Source organism: Arthrobacter sp. zg-Y238, from assembly GCF_024385525.1.
Taxonomy (GTDB): Bacteria; Actinomycetota; Actinomycetes; order Actinomycetales; family Micrococcaceae; genus Arthrobacter_B; species Arthrobacter_B jinronghuae.
This window is the reverse complement of sequence record NZ_JANFLU010000009.1, coordinates 36254-56180: the sequence shown is the minus strand read 5'-3', so window position 1 is coordinate 56180 and position 19927 is coordinate 36254. Positions and strand designations below refer to the sequence as shown.

The 19927-nt window shown below is 67.2% G+C and carries 22 protein-coding genes; 10 read left to right on the top strand and 12 right to left on the bottom strand.

All coding sequences use genetic code 11. From position 1 onward, the window contains the following. Positions 1-121: 121 nt before the first annotated feature. The 4 genes from NNX38_RS08940 to NNX38_RS08925 all read right to left on the bottom strand — a co-directional run bounded on the left by NNX38_RS08940 (position 122) and on the right by NNX38_RS08925 (position 3303). The gene (locus NNX38_RS08940; RefSeq protein WP_229951869.1) at positions 122-469 is read right to left on the bottom strand and encodes an RNA polymerase-binding protein RbpA; all 348 of its coding nucleotides are present in this window, start codon (positions 467-469) and stop codon (positions 122-124) included. A 245-nt stretch (positions 470-714) separates the two neighbouring features. Continuing rightward, complete coding sequence (locus tag NNX38_RS08935) at positions 715-1680, bottom strand: SPFH domain-containing protein (RefSeq protein WP_255797674.1); 966 nt, start codon at positions 1678-1680, stop codon at positions 715-717. 107 nt (positions 1681-1787) lie between these two features. Next, positions 1788-2267 (bottom strand): NfeD family protein, encoded by a 480-nt coding sequence (locus NNX38_RS08930; RefSeq protein WP_230023739.1) that lies wholly within the window; start codon positions 2265-2267, stop codon positions 1788-1790. 199 nt (positions 2268-2466) lie between these two features. Further along, positions 2467-3303, bottom strand: coding sequence for a methyltransferase domain-containing protein (locus NNX38_RS08925; RefSeq protein ID WP_255797673.1), 837 nt, complete (start codon positions 3301-3303; stop codon positions 2467-2469). A gap of 57 nt (positions 3304-3360) precedes the next feature. On the opposite strand from NNX38_RS08925, the gene NNX38_RS08920 reads away from it, so the two are divergent. Next, the gene (locus NNX38_RS08920; protein ID WP_255797672.1) at positions 3361-5400 is read left to right on the top strand and encodes a S9 family peptidase; all 2040 of its coding nucleotides are present in this window, start codon (positions 3361-3363) and stop codon (positions 5398-5400) included. Positions 5401-5411: 11 nt separating this feature from the next. On the opposite strand, the gene NNX38_RS08915 is transcribed toward NNX38_RS08920, so the two are convergent. Next, entirely contained in the window at positions 5412-6041 is a 630-nt protein-coding gene (locus tag NNX38_RS08915) for a peptide deformylase (RefSeq protein ID WP_255797671.1), read from the bottom strand. 64 nt (positions 6042-6105) lie between these two features. Between NNX38_RS08915 and NNX38_RS08910 the strand changes: the two genes are divergently transcribed. After that, positions 6106-6663, top strand: a complete 558-nt coding sequence (locus tag NNX38_RS08910) for a heme-binding protein (RefSeq protein ID WP_255797670.1) — start codon at positions 6106-6108, stop codon at positions 6661-6663. Here the strand turns inward: NNX38_RS08910 and NNX38_RS08905 are convergent. The 4 genes from NNX38_RS08905 to NNX38_RS08890 all read right to left on the bottom strand — a co-directional run bounded on the left by NNX38_RS08905 (position 6636) and on the right by NNX38_RS08890 (position 10006). Beyond that, complete coding sequence (locus NNX38_RS08905) at positions 6636-7208, bottom strand: GNAT family N-acetyltransferase (RefSeq protein WP_255797678.1); 573 nt, start codon at positions 7206-7208, stop codon at positions 6636-6638. The genes NNX38_RS08910 and NNX38_RS08905 overlap by 28 nt on opposite strands. 11 nt (positions 7209-7219) lie before the next feature. Further along, positions 7220-7654 (bottom strand): cytidine deaminase, encoded by a 435-nt coding sequence (locus tag NNX38_RS08900; protein WP_255797669.1) that lies wholly within the window; start codon positions 7652-7654, stop codon positions 7220-7222. Positions 7655-7743: 89 nt separating this feature from the next. Further along, positions 7744-8046 (bottom strand): DUF4193 domain-containing protein, encoded by a 303-nt coding sequence (locus NNX38_RS08895; RefSeq protein ID WP_229951861.1) that lies wholly within the window; start codon positions 8044-8046, stop codon positions 7744-7746. A 1123-nt stretch (positions 8047-9169) separates the two neighbouring features. Then, a complete protein-coding gene (locus NNX38_RS08890) occupies positions 9170-10006 on the bottom strand; it encodes a class I SAM-dependent methyltransferase (protein ID WP_255797668.1) in 837 nt (278 codons plus the stop codon). 234 nt (positions 10007-10240) lie between these two features. Here NNX38_RS08890 and NNX38_RS08885 point away from each other — a divergent pair, with 234 nt between their 5' ends. Next, a complete protein-coding gene (locus NNX38_RS08885) occupies positions 10241-10570 on the top strand; it encodes a helix-turn-helix domain-containing protein (RefSeq protein WP_255797667.1) in 330 nt (109 codons plus the stop codon). 57 nt (positions 10571-10627) lie between these two features. Here NNX38_RS08885 and NNX38_RS08880 read toward each other — a convergent pair whose 3' ends face one another. Both NNX38_RS08880 and NNX38_RS08875 read right to left on the bottom strand, forming a co-directional pair. Next, positions 10628-11215 carry a ClpP family protease gene (locus NNX38_RS08880; RefSeq protein WP_255797666.1) on the bottom strand — a complete coding sequence of 196 codons (588 nt, stop codon included), beginning with the start codon at positions 11213-11215 and terminating at the stop codon, positions 10628-10630. Beyond that, the gene (locus tag NNX38_RS08875) at positions 11212-11841 is read right to left on the bottom strand and encodes a ClpP family protease (RefSeq protein WP_255797665.1); all 630 of its coding nucleotides are present in this window, start codon (positions 11839-11841) and stop codon (positions 11212-11214) included. The genes NNX38_RS08880 and NNX38_RS08875 overlap by 4 nt, the downstream gene beginning before the upstream one ends. A gap of 193 nt (positions 11842-12034) precedes the next feature. Between NNX38_RS08875 and NNX38_RS08870 the strand changes: the two genes are divergently transcribed. The 5 genes from NNX38_RS08870 (at position 12035) to NNX38_RS08850 (ending at position 16796) form a co-directional block, all read left to right on the top strand. After that, positions 12035-12478, top strand: coding sequence for a YciI family protein (locus tag NNX38_RS08870; RefSeq protein ID WP_255797664.1), 444 nt, complete (start codon positions 12035-12037; stop codon positions 12476-12478). A 2-nt stretch (positions 12479-12480) separates the two neighbouring features. Continuing rightward, a complete protein-coding gene (locus NNX38_RS08865; RefSeq protein ID WP_255797663.1) occupies positions 12481-13728 on the top strand; it encodes an RNA polymerase sigma factor in 1248 nt (415 codons plus the stop codon). Positions 13729-13835: 107 nt separating this feature from the next. Beyond that, on the top strand, positions 13836-15467 hold the full coding sequence (locus NNX38_RS08860; protein ID WP_255797677.1) for an alpha-amylase family glycosyl hydrolase: 1632 nt from the start codon (positions 13836-13838) through the stop codon (positions 15465-15467). Positions 15468-15625: 158 nt separating this feature from the next. Continuing rightward, positions 15626-15973, top strand: a complete 348-nt coding sequence (locus NNX38_RS08855; protein ID WP_255797662.1) for a UBP-type zinc finger domain-containing protein — start codon at positions 15626-15628, stop codon at positions 15971-15973. Positions 15974-16010: 37 nt separating this feature from the next. After that, a complete protein-coding gene (locus NNX38_RS08850; RefSeq protein ID WP_255797661.1) occupies positions 16011-16796 on the top strand; it encodes an SDR family oxidoreductase in 786 nt (261 codons plus the stop codon). 6 nt (positions 16797-16802) lie between these two features. Here NNX38_RS08850 and NNX38_RS08845 read toward each other — a convergent pair whose 3' ends face one another. After that, positions 16803-17894 (bottom strand): YbhN family protein, encoded by a 1092-nt coding sequence (locus tag NNX38_RS08845; RefSeq protein WP_255797660.1) that lies wholly within the window; start codon positions 17892-17894, stop codon positions 16803-16805. A 168-nt stretch (positions 17895-18062) separates the two neighbouring features. Here NNX38_RS08845 and NNX38_RS08840 point away from each other — a divergent pair, with 168 nt between their 5' ends. After that, the gene (locus NNX38_RS08840) at positions 18063-19208 is read left to right on the top strand and encodes an ABC transporter permease (RefSeq protein WP_255797659.1); all 1146 of its coding nucleotides are present in this window, start codon (positions 18063-18065) and stop codon (positions 19206-19208) included. Next, positions 19205-19906: an ABC transporter ATP-binding protein gene (locus NNX38_RS08835; protein ID WP_255797658.1), complete on the top strand. Its 702-nt coding sequence runs from the start codon at positions 19205-19207 to the stop codon at positions 19904-19906. The genes NNX38_RS08840 and NNX38_RS08835 overlap by 4 nt, the downstream gene beginning before the upstream one ends. Positions 19907-19927 lie beyond the last annotated feature (21 nt).

The window sequence follows — 19927 nt, the reverse complement described above, 5'->3', positions numbered from 1 at the left end:
ACCACCCCCCCGGGCGGGTTTGTATAAAACCCCACGGGGGGGGGGGGCCATTTGGCCCCCCGCCCCGCTTTTTTGTCTCTACGCGCCGATTGTCCGCTGACCGGACAGGCGCTGCATGGATCTAGGCGCTGGTGCGCTCTCCGCGGCGTTCACGCAGGATGTTCAGGCGGTCCTGGAGGATCGTCTCAAGTTCCTCGATGCTGCGTCGTTCCAACAGCATGTCCCAGTGCGTCCGCACCGGCTTGTCGTTGCTGGTGTCCGGCTTTTCGCCGTCCACCAGAAGCGCTTCCTTGCCGGTCTTGGAGATCCAGACCGGGGGAACGTCCGCTTCGGCAGCGAAAGTTACGAAAACACGCTCGCCGTCCTCACAGCGGTATTCCACCCGCTGGCGGGGAGCCGGCTCCACACCGGATTCAGTCTCCATGCTCTGCGCGCCCAGGCGCATACCCCGCAGGCTACGATCGCTCATCTTTTCTCCCTCTTCAATCCGCTGGATCCGCTGGCGGATCCCTTGTTATGCCGGTGCCGTGCCCGCCTGCCGCCCGGAGGCGGACCGGCAGGTAAACCTAAGGCTGGCCGTCACAGCCAATACAACGCCGACGACGCCGCAGCTGTTCCCGTCGGCGGTCCCGTTCGGTGCCGCAGCTATTGCCCGGCAAACAACCGATTATACCGGCACCGAACGGGAATCGGCTAACAGGGGAGCGGAACGGGCTAGGCTCCGGCTGCGGGGCCTGATGCGGCGGCAGGGCCGGAAGCCTGGACCGGGGTGCTCCCATTGGACGAGTGCATGGCCGCGTCCGGAACAAAGTCGCCCAATGCGCTGCCGACACCCTTGAGGGCTTCGCCCAGCTCACTCGGGATGATCCACAGCTTGTTGGACGTGCCTTCGGCCAGCTTCGGCAGGGTCTGCAGGTACTGGTAGGCAAGCAGCTTCTGGTCCGGGTTGCCCTTGTGGATGGCATCGAAGACCTTGGCGATGGCCTGCGCCTCACCGTCGGCGCGCAGGATGGCGGCTTTCGCGTCACCCTCGGCAGCGAGGATGGCGGCCTGTCGGCGTCCTTCGGCGGTGAGGATCTGGGACTGCTTGGTGCCTTCGGCGGTCAGAATGGTGGCGCGGCGTTCCCGCTCGGCCCGCATCTGCTTCTCCATGGAATCCTGGATCGACAGGGGCGGTTCAATGGCCTTGAGCTCCACCCGGGAGACCCGGATACCCCAACGGCCGGTGGCGTCATCCAGGACGCCGCGCAGCTGGCCGTTGATCTGGTCACGGGAGGTCAGCGCCTCTTCCAGGTTCAGGCCGCCCACCACGTTGCGGAGCGTGGTGGTGGTCAGCTGCTCCACAGCCTGGATGTAGTTCGCGATCTCATAGGTTGCTGCCCGGGCATCGGTGACCTGGAAATAGACCACGGTATCGATGGAGACCACGAGGGAGTCCTCGGTGATTACCTGCTGCGGGGGGAAGGACACCACCTGTTCACGCAGGTCCAGCAGCGGCAGCATCCGGTCCACAAACGGAACCAGGATGGTCAGGCCGGGATTCAGCGTGCGCTGGTACTTGCCAAGCCGTTCGACGACGCCTGCCCGTGCCTGCGGGACGATCTTGACCGCCTTGACCAGGATGACCAGTACAAAGATCACCAGGACGGCGAGAATTAATAGGACTGCTGTTCCACTCATGTTCCCCCTTGCGTTCCGCGCGATCCGGGACGGATTCCGCGGTTTGGTTCAGCGGGATTCCTTCCGGAATTCCTGCATTTGGTTCGGCGGCCATGCCGCCTGATTTGTCAGTGTGCTGCTGTTGTTCCGGTTCCGGCCGCCTGGACCAGGGCGGTGGCACCCTCGATCCGTGCGACGCTGACCTCGACGCCCGCGGGCAGCGGGGATCCGTCAACGCTGCGGGCAGTCCACGTGTCGCCGCCGATTTTCACCGTTCCGGAGGAACCCGTCACGGATTCCAGCGTCAGCGCAGGCGCGCCGATGATCCGGTCGATGTTGGACAACTGGTCCTTGTCGCCCTTCTGCAGGTGTTTCAGCGCGATCGGCCGTACTACGCCGATCATGAGGACGGAGACCACCGCGAACACCACCACCTGCAGGAAGAGCGGGGCGGCGAAGAACGAGGCCAGCATAGCCGCCAGCGCGCCCACGGCGAGCATTCCGAAGAACAGGTCCAGGGTAAGGGCCTCCACGGCGGCGAATCCGAGGAAAAGCACCAGCCAGAGGGCCCAGCCATAGCTGAGCATCCATTCGAAGACTTCCTGCATCCGTTTTCCCCTTATCTTCCGGACAGTACCCGTTGTCCTGTTTGTCGTGCTTGTCCTGCTTGTCCTGCTTGTTCCGTAGCCTGCGGCACCGGTAGCGCGCGCGGCGGCGGTTACCGGGCGTTTAGTACATTCTGCCCGAGACCGTGCCGCAGACCTAGGGCCGCGGGCGGCGGAAGGATAACGTTTTGTGCGTCCTGCCTCAGTCGGCGCGGAAGATCTGCAGGGTGAAGGAAGCAGTCACCTCGACGGGGTCGGGCAGGGCGGCGAGGGTCCGTCCGAGGGCGTCCGGCTCCAGGTGCCGGGCGGAAGGACCCATCAGCACGGCGTTTCGGACGTCCGCAGTGCGCAGCTGCATGGTGTACGTGCACTGTGTGGTGTGCAGGGCGGAGAATCCGGGTGACAGGGACGCAGCGACCCGTTCTTCCTTTTCGGCGGCGATACCCAGCATCGCCGCCCCTGCCCGGATTTCCTGCAGGTGCTCCGGCCGCGGAGTCACCACGGCCAGGATGCCGCCGGGAGCCAGCACCCGGTGGAATTCCGGCGGGTTCCTCGGTGCGAAGACGTTCAGGACCACGTCCACGGAGGCATCCCGCAGCGGAAGCCGCCGCCAGACGTCCCACACGAGTGCGTAGGTTCCCGGCAGTGCGCGGGCCGCCCGGCGCAGCGCGTACTTGGAAATATCCAGTGCCACCGCCTCGGCCCCCGGAAGCGGACGCAGCACCTCGCCGAGGTAGTAACCGGTGCCCGCGCCGGCGTCGAGGACGGCACCTGCACGGGGTACTGCAGCCGACACGAGGCGTGCCAGCTCGGCCGCCATGGGCTGGTAGTGTCCGGCCGCCAGAAAGTCCGTGCGGGCCTGCACCATGGCGGCAGTGTCCGCCTGGAATTTAGTCCCGCCGCCGGTAAGGAGATTGAAATAGCCCTGCTTGGCCGCATCATATCGATGGCCTGCCGGGCAGCTGAGGGACCGGAAATCGGGATCGGGTTCGAGGCTGCCGCCACAGACGGGACAGACCAGCAGCGGCAGGGAAGGCATGAATCCATCCTAAGGCGGCGGTTGGCCCCGGCGGCCGCGGACATTAGGCTTCGGAGCGTGAAACCATGTGACCTGCCTCTCCTGAATTCCCTGTCCGCTCCGGCCGTGCATCCCGATGCCCTGCACTGCGTGGTCTCAGTGACCCGCCCGGACTTCACCGCCGATGCCTATACCGGGCAGCTGTGGCGTATTCCGTTGACGCAGGGCGGCCGGCCGCGGCGGCTCACCCGCGGTTTCCGGGACACGTTGCCGAAGTACAGTCCCGATGGTTCCAGTCTCGGATTCCTGCGTGCGGCGCCGGGGGAGCCGCCCCAGCTGCACATCCTGGGTGCCGGCAGCGGCGAGCCCATTCAGCTGACTGACGCATTGCTGGGCGTGTCCTGGTTCAATTTCTCCCCGGATGGCCGCAGCGTGGTGTTTTCCGCCCGTGTGCCCGAGGAAGGCCGGTACGGAACCATTGACGGCGTGGGTTCCACCGCTGAGGATCCCCGGCTCATCACCACCTTCAAATACCGGATGAACGGCGTGGGCTACACCAATGACAAGCCCGTGCAGATCTTCCACTTGATGTTGCCTGACCTCGACGCCGAGCCGCACATCCAGCCGCGGGGCCGGGCCAAGGACGACGGCGGGCCCGAAAAGGGCCTGCCCGAGGCCGTGCAGCTGACATCGGACCCAGCGGACCATCTGCAGCCGGTGTTCACTGCGGACGGCAGCAGGATCCTGTTCACGTCCTCCCCGGATCTGGATGACTCCCTGGTGTCCGATGTCTTCAGCATCCATCCGGACGGCACCGGCCTGACCCGGCTTACCAACCACGACGCCGGCAACCCGCTGACGGTCTCGGACCCGGTGGAAAGCGCCAACGGTCACTGGCTGTTCTATCTGGGCCAGGAGGTTTCCGTCACCGGCACCGATTTCGTTGCCCGCAACACCGCCCTGTATGCGGCCCCGGCGGCGGATCCGACGGCAGTGCGCCGGCTGACGGACCCGGAGAGCGTTGACCTGGCGGAGGGTACCGTCGTGCCGCACAACGGCGCCGAGGTGCTGGTCTTTCGCCGGACGCGCGGGGCGGGCGAACTCCTGGCCGTGGACCCGCGCGGACGCGTGGAAGTTCTGGTGGCCGGCCCCCGGGTCGTGGAAGCCGCCGGGTCCGCGGACGGCACAGTGGTGGTCAGCTACACCGACCCGCGGACGGCCGGCGACCTCGCCGTCGTCGAGGACGGCCGCCTCCGCGCCGTCACGGATTTCTCCGAAGCGCTGCGCCGGGAAACCACGGTGACGCTGCCGGCGGAGGAAACGCACCCGTCCGGGGACGGCTATCCCGTGCACGGCTGGCTGGCCCTGCCCGAGGGACCCGGCCCGCACCCGGTGCTGCTGAACATCCACGGCGGTCCGTTCGCCCAGTACGGGTGGGGGTATTTCGACGAGACGCAGATCTACACCAACGCTGGTTACGCCGTGCTGATGTGCAACCCGCGCGGGTCAGCCGGCTACGGGCAGGCGCACGGGCGTAGCATCAAGGAAGCCATGGGCACCCTGGACCTGGCCGACGTGCTCGCGTTCGTTGACGGTGCACTGGCCGCTCATCCGGAACTTGACGGGAGCCGGCTGGGCATCATGGGCGGATCCTACGGCGGCTACCTCACGGCGTGGACTATCGCGCACGACCACCGGTTCACCGCCGCCGTGGTGGAACGCGGCTTCCTTGATCCGCTGTCCTTCGTCGGCTCAGCGGACATCGGCTGGTTCTTCAGTGCCGGTTACACGGGTACGGATCCGGCCGCCGTCCTGGCGCAGAGCCCGATGGCGCACGTGGACTCCGTCCGCACCCCCACCTTCGTGGTCCATTCCGAAGAGGACCTGCGCTGTCCGGTGGAGCAGGCTCAGCGCTACTACACCGCACTGAAGCTGCGGTCGGTGCCTACGGAGCTGCTGCTCTTCCCGGGCGAGAACCACGAGCTTTCCCGCAGCGGCACGCCGTGGCACCGGCGCAAGCGCTTCGAGCACCTGCTCGCATGGTGGGCCCGCTGGCTGCCCACGCCGCAGAACCCGGCCCCGGAGCAGGCGCGCACGCCGGAGCCTGCCCGGGCCTAAACCTGCCGGGTCTAGAAACCCAGTATCCGCTGGGCCTCGCCGATACCCGGCGCGGCCCAGCGGCGGGCGTATTCGGCATTGCTGCACAGGGACCGGGGAAGCATCCTGTCCACGTACACGGTTCCGAAGAGATGGTCCGTTTCATGCTGGACGATCCGCGCCTGCCAGCCGCTGAAGCGTTCCATGCGCTGCCGGGACTGCAGGTCGGTGTAGTCCAGCACCACGGACCGCGGCCGGCGGACCACGCCTTGGTAGCCCTCGAAGGACAGGCAGCCTTCGAAGAACTCCGCAGTCTCGTCTCCGTCGGCTTCGTACCGGGGATTGATGATCGTGAAGAAGGGCAGGGGAGACCGCTCACGGACGGCCGAGGCCTCGGCTCCGGCGTCGAAGGTGTCCTCCAGCACCGCAATCTGCAGCGGAATACCCAGCTGGGGTGCAGCCACTCCCACGCCGGGGGCGGCGTGCATGACCCGGCGCAGAAGTGCAACAAGGGCGTCCAGTTCGGCGGCGTCCAGCTCGCCGTCGAAGGGCAGCGACTCACGGCGGAGGGCGGGGTGCCCCAGTTGGACTATCGGCACGAGCTCCTGTTCGAGCATCGGCAGGACCAGGTCACGCAGGAGGGCGGTGGAATCTGTGGGCACCGCTTCATCCTAGTAGCCGCTACGGTGTTCCCGCGCAGCCGGGGCGGCGTAACGTGTGCTCACCATGACCGAGCAGCAGCCGTACAGCGTCCTGGGACGGTATCCGGATTTCGAGTTGCGCCATTACCCCGCCCACCTCGTGGCCCAGGTCACCGTGAACGCAGGGTTCCAGGGGGCCGGCAATGCCGGCTTCCGGCACCTCTACGCGTATATCAGCGGGAGGAACACCTTTCTGTCTCCGCTGGAACCGTCGCCCGGAACCGACGGCATGCCCCTGGCGATGACGGCTCCGGTCCTGCTGGAACCAAGCCCGCTTCCGGGTGCTTTCTGCGTGGCCTTCGTCCTGCCCGCGGAGCTGACCGCGGCGTCCGCCCCGGTGCCTGAGGACCCGGCCGTCAGCATTGTTCCGGTGCCGGGCCAGACGGCTGCCGCTGCGGCGTTTTCCGGCCGCTGGAGCGAAGCCAACTATCAGGGCCATCTCCACGTCCTCCTGGCGGCTGTGTCTGCCGAAGGGTTCACCCCGCTGGGCCGTCCGCGGTTCGCACGGTTCGACCCGCCGTTCCGGCCCTGGTTCCTGCGCCGCAACGAAGTGGTTCAGGACGTGGAGGGGCCGGGGGATTGAAGCGGCAGCGCACTGATCTTCGGAACCGGATCCAGCCGCGCATGGGTTTCCACGTCGAAGCGTTCCCGGCCGTAGCGCAGCTTGGACCGTTCGATGCCCTCCGGCCGGAACCCGGCGTTCAGCGCCACCCGGCAGGATGCAGGGTTGTTGGTCCGGTGTCCCAGCTCGAGGCGGAAAAGCCCGCCGTCACCGAGGGCCCAGCCTGCTGCTGCCGCGACGCCGCGGGAGGCGAGGGAATGTCCCCGCGCGGACGGAGCCAGCCAATACGAGACCCAGGCGGTCTGGTGCCGCCTGTCGATGGCACTGATTCCGATGTTCCCTACCGCCGTACCGTCCATGTCAACAGCGAAGCTTCGCCGCTGCGGAGAATCAGCCAGGGCGGTCTCGAGATACCCGGCGGCCTGTCCGACGTCGTCGAGCCGGCAGCCCAGCTGCTGCTCAAGCGAAGGATCGGCAGCGAAAGCCGCATGGAGGGACGGTGCGTCGGCCTGCGTCCAGGGACGGTGCGTCGGCCTCCGTCCAGGGACGCAGCAGGGGAGAGGCAGGCATCCGGCGGTTACGCCGCGGGCGGGACGAATCCCAGCGGCAGCAGGTCGCCCGCGGGAATGCTGACCGGACCGTCCGGCGTCGGCAGGATCACGCGGATGCCGGGGTAGTAGTCGGCAAGGACCTGCCGGTCCCGGCCGCACGGGCTTTGGACGCCGCGGCCGTGGTTGCCGACGGCCACGATGCAGGTGGGATCGGCCGCTCCGGCTGCCCGGGCCGCACCCAGGGCAACAAGTTCGGCGCAGGGACCGCCCGTGAAGTGGTACAGGTTCACGCCCGCATGCATCCCGCCGTCGGCCGTCCTGACCGCCGCGCCCATGGTATGGATTCCGTCTTCGCCGGGGCCGGCGTCCGTGGCGGCGTCAATGGTGCGCCGGGCCAGGTCCACGAGCGCCCTGTCCGCCGGGGTGAGTGCAAGGGCGGATGGGGGAAGGGAGGTAGGCATGCGGAGAGTCTACGGTGCGGACCCTGCGTTAAAGACAAACAGCCGGGTCCGCCGTCTGGCGGAACCCGGCTGTGCGGCTCGGGGAGAGACTAGCCCTCGCAGTCCAGGCAGTAGGCCTCGCCGTTCTTTTCGCGGGCGATCTGCGAACGGTGGCGTACGAGGAAGCAGGACATGCAGGTGAACTCGTCTGCCTGCGGGGGAACCACCTTGATGAGCAGTTCCTCGCCGGAAAGATCCGCACCCGGAAGGTCAAAACCGTCGATGGCGTCTGACTCTTCGACATCGATGACTGCTGTCATCGCTCCGCCACGCTGCTGAGCTTTCAGACCCTCGAGGGAGTCTGTGTGCTGGTCTTCTTCCTTGACGCGCGGGGCATCGTAATCGGTAGCCATTTTCTTGTGCTTATCTCCTGATTGTGGGGGGGTGAAGCGTAGATCATATAGGGCAACGAAAGTCGCTGCACCAAACCGTACAGGCGTGGCGGACCACGGATGACGAAATACGGCAGGAAAGTGATCAACGTCCCGTCGGAAGTTTGTATTCCCGCTTTCGCACCGGTAACGGCCCGGGCCGGGTCCGGCGGCGGGGCAGGGGGCGCGGCCGGGTCCGGGGCCGGTTATGTCAACCCGGAGGTCCCGGCCGACCCAGCCGGCGGAGGCATTATGTCAACCCGCCGAGGTGCTCTGCGCGCGGGTGGCGGAGGCGAAAACTGTCCGACCAGGTCCGGCGGTTTGCCGGGCAGGGCAGGAGCCGGCGGGCGGTTATGTAAAGCAGCGCAGACAGCCCCCGGCAGGTTACCGGGGGACGTTATGTCAACTGATCGCGAAGAGGTGGATCCGTTGCCGGGAGGCCGGAAACCGTGCGACCAGGTCGGCCGTTTTTGGGGACTCAGCCGAGGCGGCCTTCTTCGGCGCAGAACAGCGTCCCGGAACCGGAGCCTGTGCAGAAAAGGCCGGGGGTCGGTAAAATCCGGGAAAAAGCGCCAAAAACGGGGGATTAGCGGGTAATCGGGGCCGGATGGAAGGTTCGGGAATATCTGTGGTTTCCGCCACTTCCAGCACCCCGGTTATAACGCCGATAATCCACATTATGTCAACTAACGTTTAGAAGGGGGTCCCCCGGGACGTCTGCTGCCTCCGGTCCGGGCACAGCGTCCCAGGCTCTGTGACGTATGGGCGCCAATGTGACCCCATCAGTCACAGCTGCACCATTTGGTGGGAGGCTGTGCACGGCGATGGCCCAGTCCGGGCACAGGGTCCCAGGCTCTGTGACGCATGGGCGCTAATGTGACCCCACTAGTCACAGCTGCACCATTTGCTGGGAGGCTGTGCACGGCGATGGCCCAGTCCGGTACAGGGTCCCAGGCTCTGTGACGTATGGGCGCCAATGTGACCCCACTAGTCACAGCTGCACCATTTGCTGGGAAGCTGTGCACGGCAACGCACGGCAACAGTCCCTACGGCTCCACGTCCCGGGATCGGCGGCAGCACTGGAGAGGGCTACAGGCCCACTCCCCTAGGCGCGGTGCGCGGTAACCAGCAGATACTCCCAGTCCATGGCCGTGCCGCCGGTGCCGGCGCTGAATCGGCGAACCAGAGCCATCAGTTCCTCGTCCAGTGCTGCGGCCTGGTCGGGGCTGCCAGCAATCGACTTGTACACCGCAATGGTGGGCCCGTAGTTCGCCTTGAAGAAAGCGAGAAACTCCTCCGGCGTCGCAAACCGGTCAACGCGCACCGTCCGGCGCTCAGCCCGGAACTCCCGCACCCGGCCGGCCAGCAGCGACTGCACATGCTCCACACTCCCCCAGAGCGGCGGCGGCTGCGCCCCGGGAGGCGGCGGCGGGGCGTACGGCTTCATGGTGGCGAACATCCGTCCGATGAATCCTTCGGGCGTCCAGTTGATCAGGCCGATGCGACCGCCGGGCCGGCAGACCCGCACCAGTTCGGCTGCCGTCTGCCGGTGATGCGGGGCAAACATCACACCCACGCAGGAGATCACCGTGTCAAAGGACCCGTCCGCGAATGGCAGAGCCTCGGCGTCGGCCACGACCCAGCTGAGGTGCGCCCCGCGTGCTTCGGCCAGACGCTTGCCGGACTCCAGGAGTTCCGGGGTCAGATCCGAGGCGGTCACGTCGGCCCCGGTCTCAGCGGCGGGAATGGCCGCGTTTCCCGTACCGGCCGCGACATCCAGCACTTCGTCTCGATCAGTAATGTTGCAGGCCTGCACCAGCACGGGACCCAGACCGGAAATGATTTCGGTGGCCACAGCGGTATAGTTCCCGAGCGCCCATACCGCCCGGAGTTTTGCTTTGAGTTCCCGATCGGCTTCGACACCGCTTTGGGTTTCCGTCATGGTCCTCACGTCCTTGCAATGGCGGGACGGAAGACCGCCCCCTGGACTGGCTCTCGGTGGGGCAGCCGCACGCTGTTCCCGGCCATGCTCCACACTGTAGGACTGTGCCCGCCCGGACGAAAGACCCGCCCGCTTCAGGTTGCGGGCAACGCCAGTTGCCGCCCTCCGCTCTGGGCAGAACTGCCGCTGGCCCGGACCCATGGCCCCGGGCCGCACTGCGTTTTACCATCAAGGATGAGCGAGATTCTTCCTTTCAACGGCCCGTCCGAAACCGCCTCCGACCCTTTGTGGCGCCAGGTGCTTGGAGAACTCCTGCGCCGGCTGCGGCACGAACGCGGCTGGACCCTCGGCGGGCTCGCTGCCCGGTCGGGGATTTCGCCGCAGTACCTCTCGGAAATTGAACGCGGGCTCAAGGAACCGTCCAGTGAGATGGTGGCCGCCGTCGCCGGGGCACTGGGCCTCACCCTGCTGGACCTGACCCTCGGGGTGGCCGAGTCCCTGATCACCGCAGGCGACGCCGCCCCCGTCACGGCTCCGCAAAACGCCTTCCGTCTCGCGGCCTAGGAGTCGCGGCCTGAAACAGGCACAGGGACAGGTACAGGGACATAGCCCAAGGACCAGTCACCCCTGCTGGATTACGTGGTCCACCAGGCCGTATTCGCGCGCCGCTTCGGCAGTGAACAACCGGTCCCGGTCGGTATCCGTCCGGAGCGTCTGCAGGCTCTGCCCGGTGTGGCGGGCGAGGACCTCCTCCATGTCGGAGCGCACCCGCACCAGCTCGTCCGCCTGCAGGATCAGGTCGGGAATGGTGCCTCGACCTGACGCTGCGGGCTGGTGCAGGATGATCCGCGCATGCGGCAGCGCGGCGCGTTTGCCTTCGGCGCCGGCGGCCAGGAGGACGGCCCCCACAGCCACGGCCTGCCCCACGCACGTGGTGGCAACGGACGGGCGGATGAAGCGGATGGTGTCGTAGATGGCCAGCATGGCGCTGGGATCTCCGCCCTCGCAGTTGATGTAGAGCTCGATATCGGCTTCCGGGTTGTCCGACTGCAGGAAAAGCAGCTGGGCTATCAGCGCATTGGCGACGCCGGCGTCAATGGCCGTGCCGACGTAGACAATCCGCTCCGTGAGCAGGTGGGAGTAAATGTCCATGATCCGTTCGCCGCGGGGATGCTGGGCGACGACGTTGGGGATGGTGTACGTGCTCATCGGACTCCCTCCCGGACCAGGCTCCGAAACCCGGCCGTCACCCGGCCCGCCGGCCTGAACTCCGCCAGGGACCCGGCGATGGCGTCAATAAAGCCGTAGTCGAGGGCTTCCTCTGCGGTATACCAGTGGTCACGCAGGGAATCGGCAAAGATCCGCTCGACGGGCTGGCCGGTGTCCTCCGCGATCAGGCGCAGCACGGTGTCCCGCGTGTAGCGCAGATCGTCCGCCTGGAGCTCGACGTCGGCCGCAGTACCGGCGAGTCCCGCCGACCCCTGATGCATCAGCACGCGGGAGTGTCGCAGCGCCCGGCGCTTGCCGCGTGTGCCGGCCGACAGCAGGAACTGCCCGGCGCTGCAGGCTATTCCGAAAGCGAGGGTGGATACGTCGTTGGGGATTGCCCGCATGACGTCGCGGATCGCCAGCATTGCGGGGACGGATCCACCAGGGGAATGGATCCAGAGTGCTATATCTGATTTCGGGTCCTCAGCCGCCAGGGCAATCAGCTGCGTGGCCAGCAGGGTTCCATTGTCGTCATCCAGCGGCCCGTCCAGGACGAGGACTCGGCGCTCGAAAAACTCTTGGCGGATTCTTTCGGTAAACAGCGGGGCTTTTTCGGTTTCATTCATGCCCCCACGCTGCGCCTGCCCGGACGGCAGGAGAAGGGGTATCTGCCCTCGGCGGATCTGCTGTCAGCAGTGCCTGCTACGGCCCCGGAGAGAGAAAAGATTTTCCGGGCTGTCGATATCCATCCTGCTCGTTCGACGTCATAGTAGGAGGCGCATCAGCACCTTCTACGGAACAAGCAGCAGGGAGAGTGCCATGAAGTACATGTTCATCATGCGGGCCACGGACGAGGCCGTACAGGCATCCAAGGACATCCCGTTTGAGCAGATCATCAACCAGATGGGCGCCTACAACGAGTCGATGATCAATGCCGGAGTGATGATCGGCGGCGAAGGCCTGGCAGACGTCTCCGAGGGCAGCGGGCTGGTGGTCGACTTCGCGGAGGATCCGCCATTGGTCACCGACGGCCCCTACGGTGAAACCCACGAGCTCTTCAACGGGTTCTGGATTGTGCAGGTGGGGTCCCGCGAGGAGGCAGCAGAGTGGGCCAGCCGTGCACCGCTCGGCCCAGGGTCCAAACTCGAGGTCCGCCGCGTGAACGAAGCTTCCGATTTCGCCGATTTTGCGGACAACGAATACATCCGGAAGGAAGAACTGTGGCGTCAGGAAGAGGAGAGCCTGAAGGCGGAGAACAAGTAGCCGTGAATTCCGCGGCAGCGGTCCGGGGACGCCTTGACGCGCTGTGGCGTATCGAAGGCGCCCGGATTGTGGCCGCCCTCGCCCGGGTGACCGGCGACGTCGGACTGGCCGAGGATGCTGCGCAGGACGCCGTCGCCGAAGCCCTGGTGTCATGGAGCGGAACGGGTATTCCCCGTAATCCCGGTGCCTGGATCAGCGCGGTGGCCAAACGCCGGGCCATCGACAGGTGGCGGCGCGCCGAGCGGCTTCAGGACCGCTACGAGATGCTGGCACGCCGGGCGCAGGACGAGGCAGCCCCGGAATGGGACCCGCTGCCCGACGATGTGCTTCGGCTCCTCTTCACGGCCTGCCATCCGGTGCTCTCCACGGAGGCCCAGATTGCGTTGACCCTGCGGGTGGTCGGTTCGCTGAGCACCGCAGAGATCGCCCGGCTGTTCCTGGTCCCGGCCGCCACTGTGCAGCAGCGCATTGTCCGGGCCAAGAAAACACTGGCGGCGGCGCGGGTCCCCTTTGAACCGCCCGAGCCCAATGAGTGGACGCCGCGGCTGCGCGGTGTCCTGCATGTCATCTACCTGATGTTCACCGAGGGGTATGCGGCCACCACAGGGGAAAACTGGACCCGGCCGGAACTGGCGAACGAGGCGCTGCGGATCGGCCGGATCCTCACCGGGCTGGTCCCCCGGGTACCGGAAGCGCACGCGCTGGTGGCCCTGATGGAGTTCTCCGGTTCCCGCTTCGCCGCCCGCAGCGGTCCCGGCGGCGCACCCGTCCTGCTGGCGGACCAGGACCGTACCCGCTGGGACCGGGCGCAGATCCAACGCGGCGTCGCGGGTCTTGCCCGTGCCGACGAACTGTCCAGGGAACTCGGCCGCCCACGGGGCAGCTATGCCCTGCAGGCAGCCATTGCGCAGTGCCACGCCACGGCCGCACGTGCCGAGCTCACGGACTGGCCCCGGATCGTCCTGCTCTACGAAGCACTGGGGCGGCTCTCCCCCGGGCCGGTGGTTGACCTCAACCGGGCGGTGGCAGTGTCCATGGCCACCGGGCCGGAAGCCGCCCTGGCCATCGTGGACCGGCTGGTGGCCGAAGGAGCCCTGCACGGATCCCACCTGTTGCCGAGTGTGCGGGCCGAGCTGCTGGCAAGGCTCGGCCGGACAGAGGAGGCACGGGCCGAGTTTTCCGTTGCCGCAGGGCTGGCCGGGAACCGCCGCGAACGGGAGGTGCTCGAACGCCGGGCCGCCGCTCCCTGAGACGTTAGGTGCGCCACACGCGTTGGTAGAGTCCAGACAACGTAGAAACACCTCCCACCCGAAGGACCGCCTTGACCGCTCCCGCGCAGCCATTCCCCGCCGACCCGATGAAGGATCCGCACTGGTGGCGGCAGGCCGCCGTCTACCAGATCTATCCGCGCAGCTTCTCGGATTCGAATGCGGACGGCCTCGGTGACCTGCCCGGCGTCACAGCCAAGGTCCCGTACCTCGCGCAACTGGGGGTCGACGCCGTCTGGCTGAGCCCCTTCTACCCCTCGGCGCTCGCCGACGGCGGGTACGACGTCGACGACTACCGCGCCGTCGATCCGCGGCTGGGCAGCCTGGCCGACTTCGATGACATGGCCGCGGCACTGCACTCCGCCGGCATCAAACTGATCGTGGACATCGTCCCGAACCACTCCTCCAACCGCCACGCCTGGTTCCAGGAAGCGCTGGCGTCTCCCAAGGGGTCCCCCGCCCGCAACCGGTATATCTTCCGCGACGGAACAGGACCCGGCGGAAGCCTGCCGCCGTCGGACTGGCAGTCCGTTTTCGGCGGCAGCGCCTGGGAGCAGGTGCCGGACGGGCAGTGGTACCTGCACCTGTTCGCCTCGGAACAGCCCGATTTCAACTGGGAGAACCCCGAGGTGCGCGCGGAGTTCCTTACCACCCTGCGCTTCTGGTCCGACCGCGGCGTGGACGGGTTCCGGATCGACGTGGCCCATGCACTCGCCAAGGACCTCGCTGAGCCCCTGGCAACCAGTGCCGAGCTGGCGGCGGAAGGTGAGGGCCTGGACGGCGGCCATCCGTTCTGGGACCGCGACGAGGTCCACGAAATCTATGCCGAGTGGCGGAAGCTGTTCAACGAGTACGATCCTCCGCGCACGGCGGTGGCCGAGGCCTGGGTGCATGCCTCGCGCCGCGGGCGGTATGCCAGCCCCGAAGGCCTGGGCCAGGCGTTCAACTTCGACCTGCTGCAGGCGGACTTCGACGCGGCCCGGTTCCGGGAGATCATCACCGCCAACCTGGACCAGGCCGCGGCCACCGGGGCCTCCTCCACCTGGGTGCTGTCCAACCACGACGTCGTCCGGCACGCCACGCGTTACGGCCTGCCGCCCGCTCCGGCGGGCAGCTCGAAGGGACAGGACGGGAAAGCCTGGGTCTTCTCGGGCGGCACCGAACCGGCACTGGACCGGGAGCTGGGCCTGCGCCGGGCGCGTGCCGCCACCCTGCTGATGCTTGCACTGCCCGGCTCGGCCTACCTGTATCAGGGGGAGGAACTGGGCCTGCATGAAGTGGCGGACATCCCGGACGCTGACCGGCAGGATCCCACGTTCTACCGCAACCCGGGTGTGGACAAGGGCCGTGACGGATGCCGGGTGCCCCTGCCCTGGACTGCGGAAGGCCCGTCCTTCGGATTCGGCGCCGGCTCCGCCCATCTGCCCCAGCCGGAGCACTTCGCCTCCGCTGCGGTATCGGCCCAGGAACAGGACGGGGACTCGACCCTGCTGTTCTACCGCCGGGCACTGGAGCTCCGCGGCAAGCAGCAGGGTCCGGAGGAACTCGACTGGCTGGACAGTCCGGCCGCCGTGCTGCACTTCCGGCGGCCCGGCGGGTGGCAGAGCATCACCAACTTCGGCACCGAATCCATCGGGTTGCCGGCGGGGTCGGTACTGCACAGCAGCGGCCCGCTCGACGGCGGCCTGCTGCCGCCCGACACCACCGCCTGGCTGGCCTAGGCCGGACGCCGGGGGCCTGCTGCGGACCTGCTGCGCCCGGAACCTGTTGCGCTCCGGCACCTGTTGACGGGGACGGCCGGGTAGCTACCGTGGTGGGGACGGCAGCACAATGTGCCGGCCGGTACTGACGATCCACCCGTACCTGAAGGAGGTCCCCCATGGACCCGATCCCCGGTATCAACGTTTCGGTTCCGCCCAGCGGCCCGGGCTGCGTGGAATGCGCCCAACTGGAGGGGTGGTGGTACCACCTGCGCCGATGTGCCGAATGCGGGCACATCGGCTGCTGCGACAGCTCCCCCGGGCAGCACGCCACCCTTCACCAACAGCAGACCGGGCATCCCGTCATCCGGAGCTTCGAACCCGGTGAGGACTGGTTCTGGAACTACGCGGATTCCTCCGTCTTCGCCGGACCGGAGCTGGCCCCGCCGGCCCACCACCCGAATAGCCAGTCCGTTCCCGGACCGGCCGGCCGGGTGCCTCCGGGCTGGCAGGAGCTCCTGCACTGAAATGCCGGTGCCGGGCTGACAGGTCTACACTGTAAACATGACTAGAACCTACATTGTGACCGGATCCGCCTCCGGCATCGGAGCAGCAACCGCCGCAATCCTGAAGGAACGCGGCAACACCGTCATCGGCGTCGACCTGCGCAACGCCGACGTCGAAGCGGACCTGAGCAAGCCCGAGGGCCGCTCCGCCGCCGTCGCCAAGGCCGTGGAACTTGCCGGCGGGAACGTCGACGCCGTGATCGCCTGCGCCGGCATCTCCGCCCCCGCACCCATCACCGTCGCCGTGAACTTCTTCGGCGTCACGGATTTCCTGACCGAACTGGCCCCGGTCCTGGCCAAGAGCAGTGCGCCCCGCGCCGCCGTCGTCAGCTCCATGGCGAGCCTGCAGCCCAACTCCCCCGAGCTTGTCGACGCCATGCTCGCCGGCAACGAGGAAGAAGCCCTGCGGATCGGCCAGGCACTCGCCGACAACGGCCCCCAGACCGGCTACCTCAACTACCCCTCCAGCAAGCGCGCCCTGAGCCGCTGGGTCCGCCGCGAGAGCATCAGCCCCGCCTTCGCCGGCGCCGGCATCCCGCTGAACGCCGTTGCCCCCGGCACCGTGCTCTCCGCCATGACGCGCGACCTGCTGTCCACCCCCGAAGGACGGGCCATGGTGGACGCCAATGTCCCGATGCCGCTCAACGGCCACTCGGAACCGGAAGTCATCGCCCGCCTCCTGATCTGGCTGACCTCCGAGGAGAACAGCCACACCACGGGACAGACCATCTACACCGACGGCGGCGCCGACGCCACGCTGCGCGGCGACGACATCTGGTCCTAATCTGCCTCACCGCCTATCGGCGGGACCGTTGGCGCCGGTGAGGACTATCTCCCGGCGCCGGCGGCCCGCCCGGCGCAGCACACCCAGCCGCAGTGAGACATAGGCCAGCGCCCCTACGGGGATCGGCAGCCAGAACTGCAGGATCCGCCAGGACAGGACCCCCAGGACCGCAACGTGTGACGGTGCGCCGAATCCGGTGAGAGTGGGGACCAGCAGCCCCTCCACCAGCCCTACGCCGCCGGGGGTCAGCGGCACCATCGACACCAGCCCGGCCAGGGAATAAGCGACCAGCAGCTCCCCCGGTCCCAGCACATGGCCAAACGCCGCTACCAGCACCCACAGGCAGGCTGCGTCCAGAAGCCAGCGCAGCGCCGCCAGCGCCACCCCGGCAAGAAGCCGGCGCGGCTGTGCACGGAACATCTGTGTTTCGCCGGCCACCGTCCGGACAAATTTTTCGGCACTGTCCGGGTGCATCAGCGGAACCGCTCCTGCCACCGACCGCACCACCCGCACCGCTCCCGCGAGATGCCGGTTCAGGACGGTCAGCAGAACTACGACAAGCACGAACAGCGCCAGCACCACTGCCCCGGCGGCCGCGTAATAGCCGCTGACGTTCACCTGCCCGAGCATGGACAGCAACCCGATACCAAACAGCGCACCGAGAACCAGGTTCGCTCCCAGCACCTGGATGGTTGCCGCACTGAGCGCATCCTGCGGCGGAGATCCGGACAGGGTGAGCAGCCGGAACCGGGCAGCGGCCGACGTCGTTCCGCCGCCGGGCACCACGTGGTTAATGGCGGTGTCGCACAGGTCGATCCGCACCAGCGTGAAATAGGACGGCCGCGAGGTGCCAGGCAACACCACCCGCGTCAGCGCGCTGTAGCTCAGCCAGGAGGTGACCTCCAGGCACAGCGCACCCACCAGCACTATCAGCGGCAACCCGGCCAAGGACCGCAGGACGTTGTCGATACCGACAAGCTGCGGCAGGACCGCGTATTCGAAGACCAGCACCAGCACCACGGCCACCGCCATCGCGCGCAGATACCGCCGGCGGGACGAATGCCGGGAACCGCGTGCCGAGAAGCCATGCCTTGGCATGGTCCAAGCACAGCAGACGGCCTGCATCCATGCCAGCCCCCGGTCATTGCCCGGGCAGGCAAGGGTGCAACGCGCGCATTTCGCCTCGGAGGGCACTTTCTGACATGATGTTGGTATGTTACCGACACAGTGTTGGCAACATTTCCAGCAATCCACCAAGGGGTTCCGATGTTCCTAGCGCTTCGAGAGTTGCGTTTTGCCCGGGCCAGGTTCGGACTGATGGGCGGCGTCGTCGCCCTCATCGCCGTTCTCATGGTCCTGCTATCCGGCTTGTCCTCCGGACTGGTCAACGACGGCGTGTCCGGCCTGAAAGCCATGCCTTCCACCGCCTTTGCCTTCAATGAAGGCACCAAAACCGACAACGCTTTCTCCCGCAGCGTCGTCGACGAACACCAGGCCGCGGTCTGGGCCGAACAGCCCGGCGTCGAGGAGTCCGCCCTGATGGGCACCGCCATGATGAACGGCACCACCGGCAACGGCACCCAGGTCGACCTGGCCCTGTTCGGGATCGAGCCCGGTTCCTTCCTGGCGCCGAAAGTCGGCGAAGGACGCAGCATTGCCACACCCAACGAGATCGTGGTGTCAGCCACTGCAGCCGAAGAAGGCCTGCACATCGGCGACGTCGTCACCCTGGAGCGCATCGGCGTCGAATTGACAGTGGTGGGCTACACCGACGGGCAGGCGACTTTCGGGCACGTCGACCTCGCCTACCTGCCGCTGGACACCTGGCAGTACCTGGCCAGCGGACAGAGTTCCCCCGGGGCGCCGACCGCTGACACCGTGTCCGGCGTTGACTTCGACACCGCCAGCACGGTTGCCCTAAAGGCGGCCGACGGTGCGGACATCGATTTCGCCGCCGGCGATAAAGCGGCCGGAACGGTCACCTCGACCCTGGCGGAATCCTTCAACGCCTCCCCCGGCTACTCCGCCGAAACCATGACCCTGGAAATGATCCAGATCTTCCTGTACGCCATCTGCGCCCTTGTGGTGGGCGCGTTCTTCACGGTCTGGACCATCCAGCGCAAGCACGAACTCGCTGTGCTGCGCGCCGTGGGCGCCTCCACCGGATACCTGCTGCGTGACGGACTGCTCCAGGCGGCCATCATCCTGGTGACCTCCACCGTTGCCGGCATTCTCGCCGGCCTCGCCATGGGTGCCGGACTGACTGGTACGGCCATGCCGTTTGCCCTTGAGGCCACTCCCATCCTGACGGCCACGGTCCTGACGATCGTCCTTGGTCTGGCGGGCGCCGCCCTGGCCATTGTTCGGATTTCCCGCGTAGACCCCCTGGCAGCCCTTGGAGGACAGAGATGAGCACCGCCACTGAAGAACGCACTCCCGGCACGCGTACCGGCGGACTGCTGATCGAGTCCGCGAACCTCGCTCTGGGCGACGGTGACAGCACGGTGCAGGCCCTGGCTAACGTCTCGCTAACCGTCCGCCCCGGTGAGATGGTCGCCGTCGTCGGCCCGTCCGGCGCCGGAAAGTCCAGCCTGCTTGCCGTGGCCGGGGCCCTCACCACCCCCGATTCCGGGACCGTCCGGGTCAATGGAGTGGATCTGGGCACCTTGGGCAAGGCGGCCCGGGCCCGGTTCCGCCTGCAGGAGATCGGCTTCGTGTTCCAGTCCGGGAACCTGATTCCGGCACTGAATTCGGCGGAACAACTGCGCCTGATGCAGAAGCTTGCCGGCACCCGGGACAGCCTCGACCCGCTGGAGCTCCTGGCGGCCGTGGGCATGGACCACAAGGCCCGGAGCCGGCCCGACCAGCTGTCCGGTGGTGAGCGCCAGCGGGTCGGGATTGCGCGTTCACTGGTGAATCGGCCGTCGCTGCTGTTGGTTGATGAGCCGACCGCAGCACTGGACCGCGCCCGCAGCCAGGACGTGGTTGCCCTGCTTGCCCGGGAAACCCATGAGCGCGGCGTTGCTACAGTTATGGTGACGCACGATCACGACGTCCTGCACCACTGCGACCGCGTCGTAGAGATGGTGGATGGACGCCTCTCAAGCTAGCCACAGCACGAACAGGAGGGC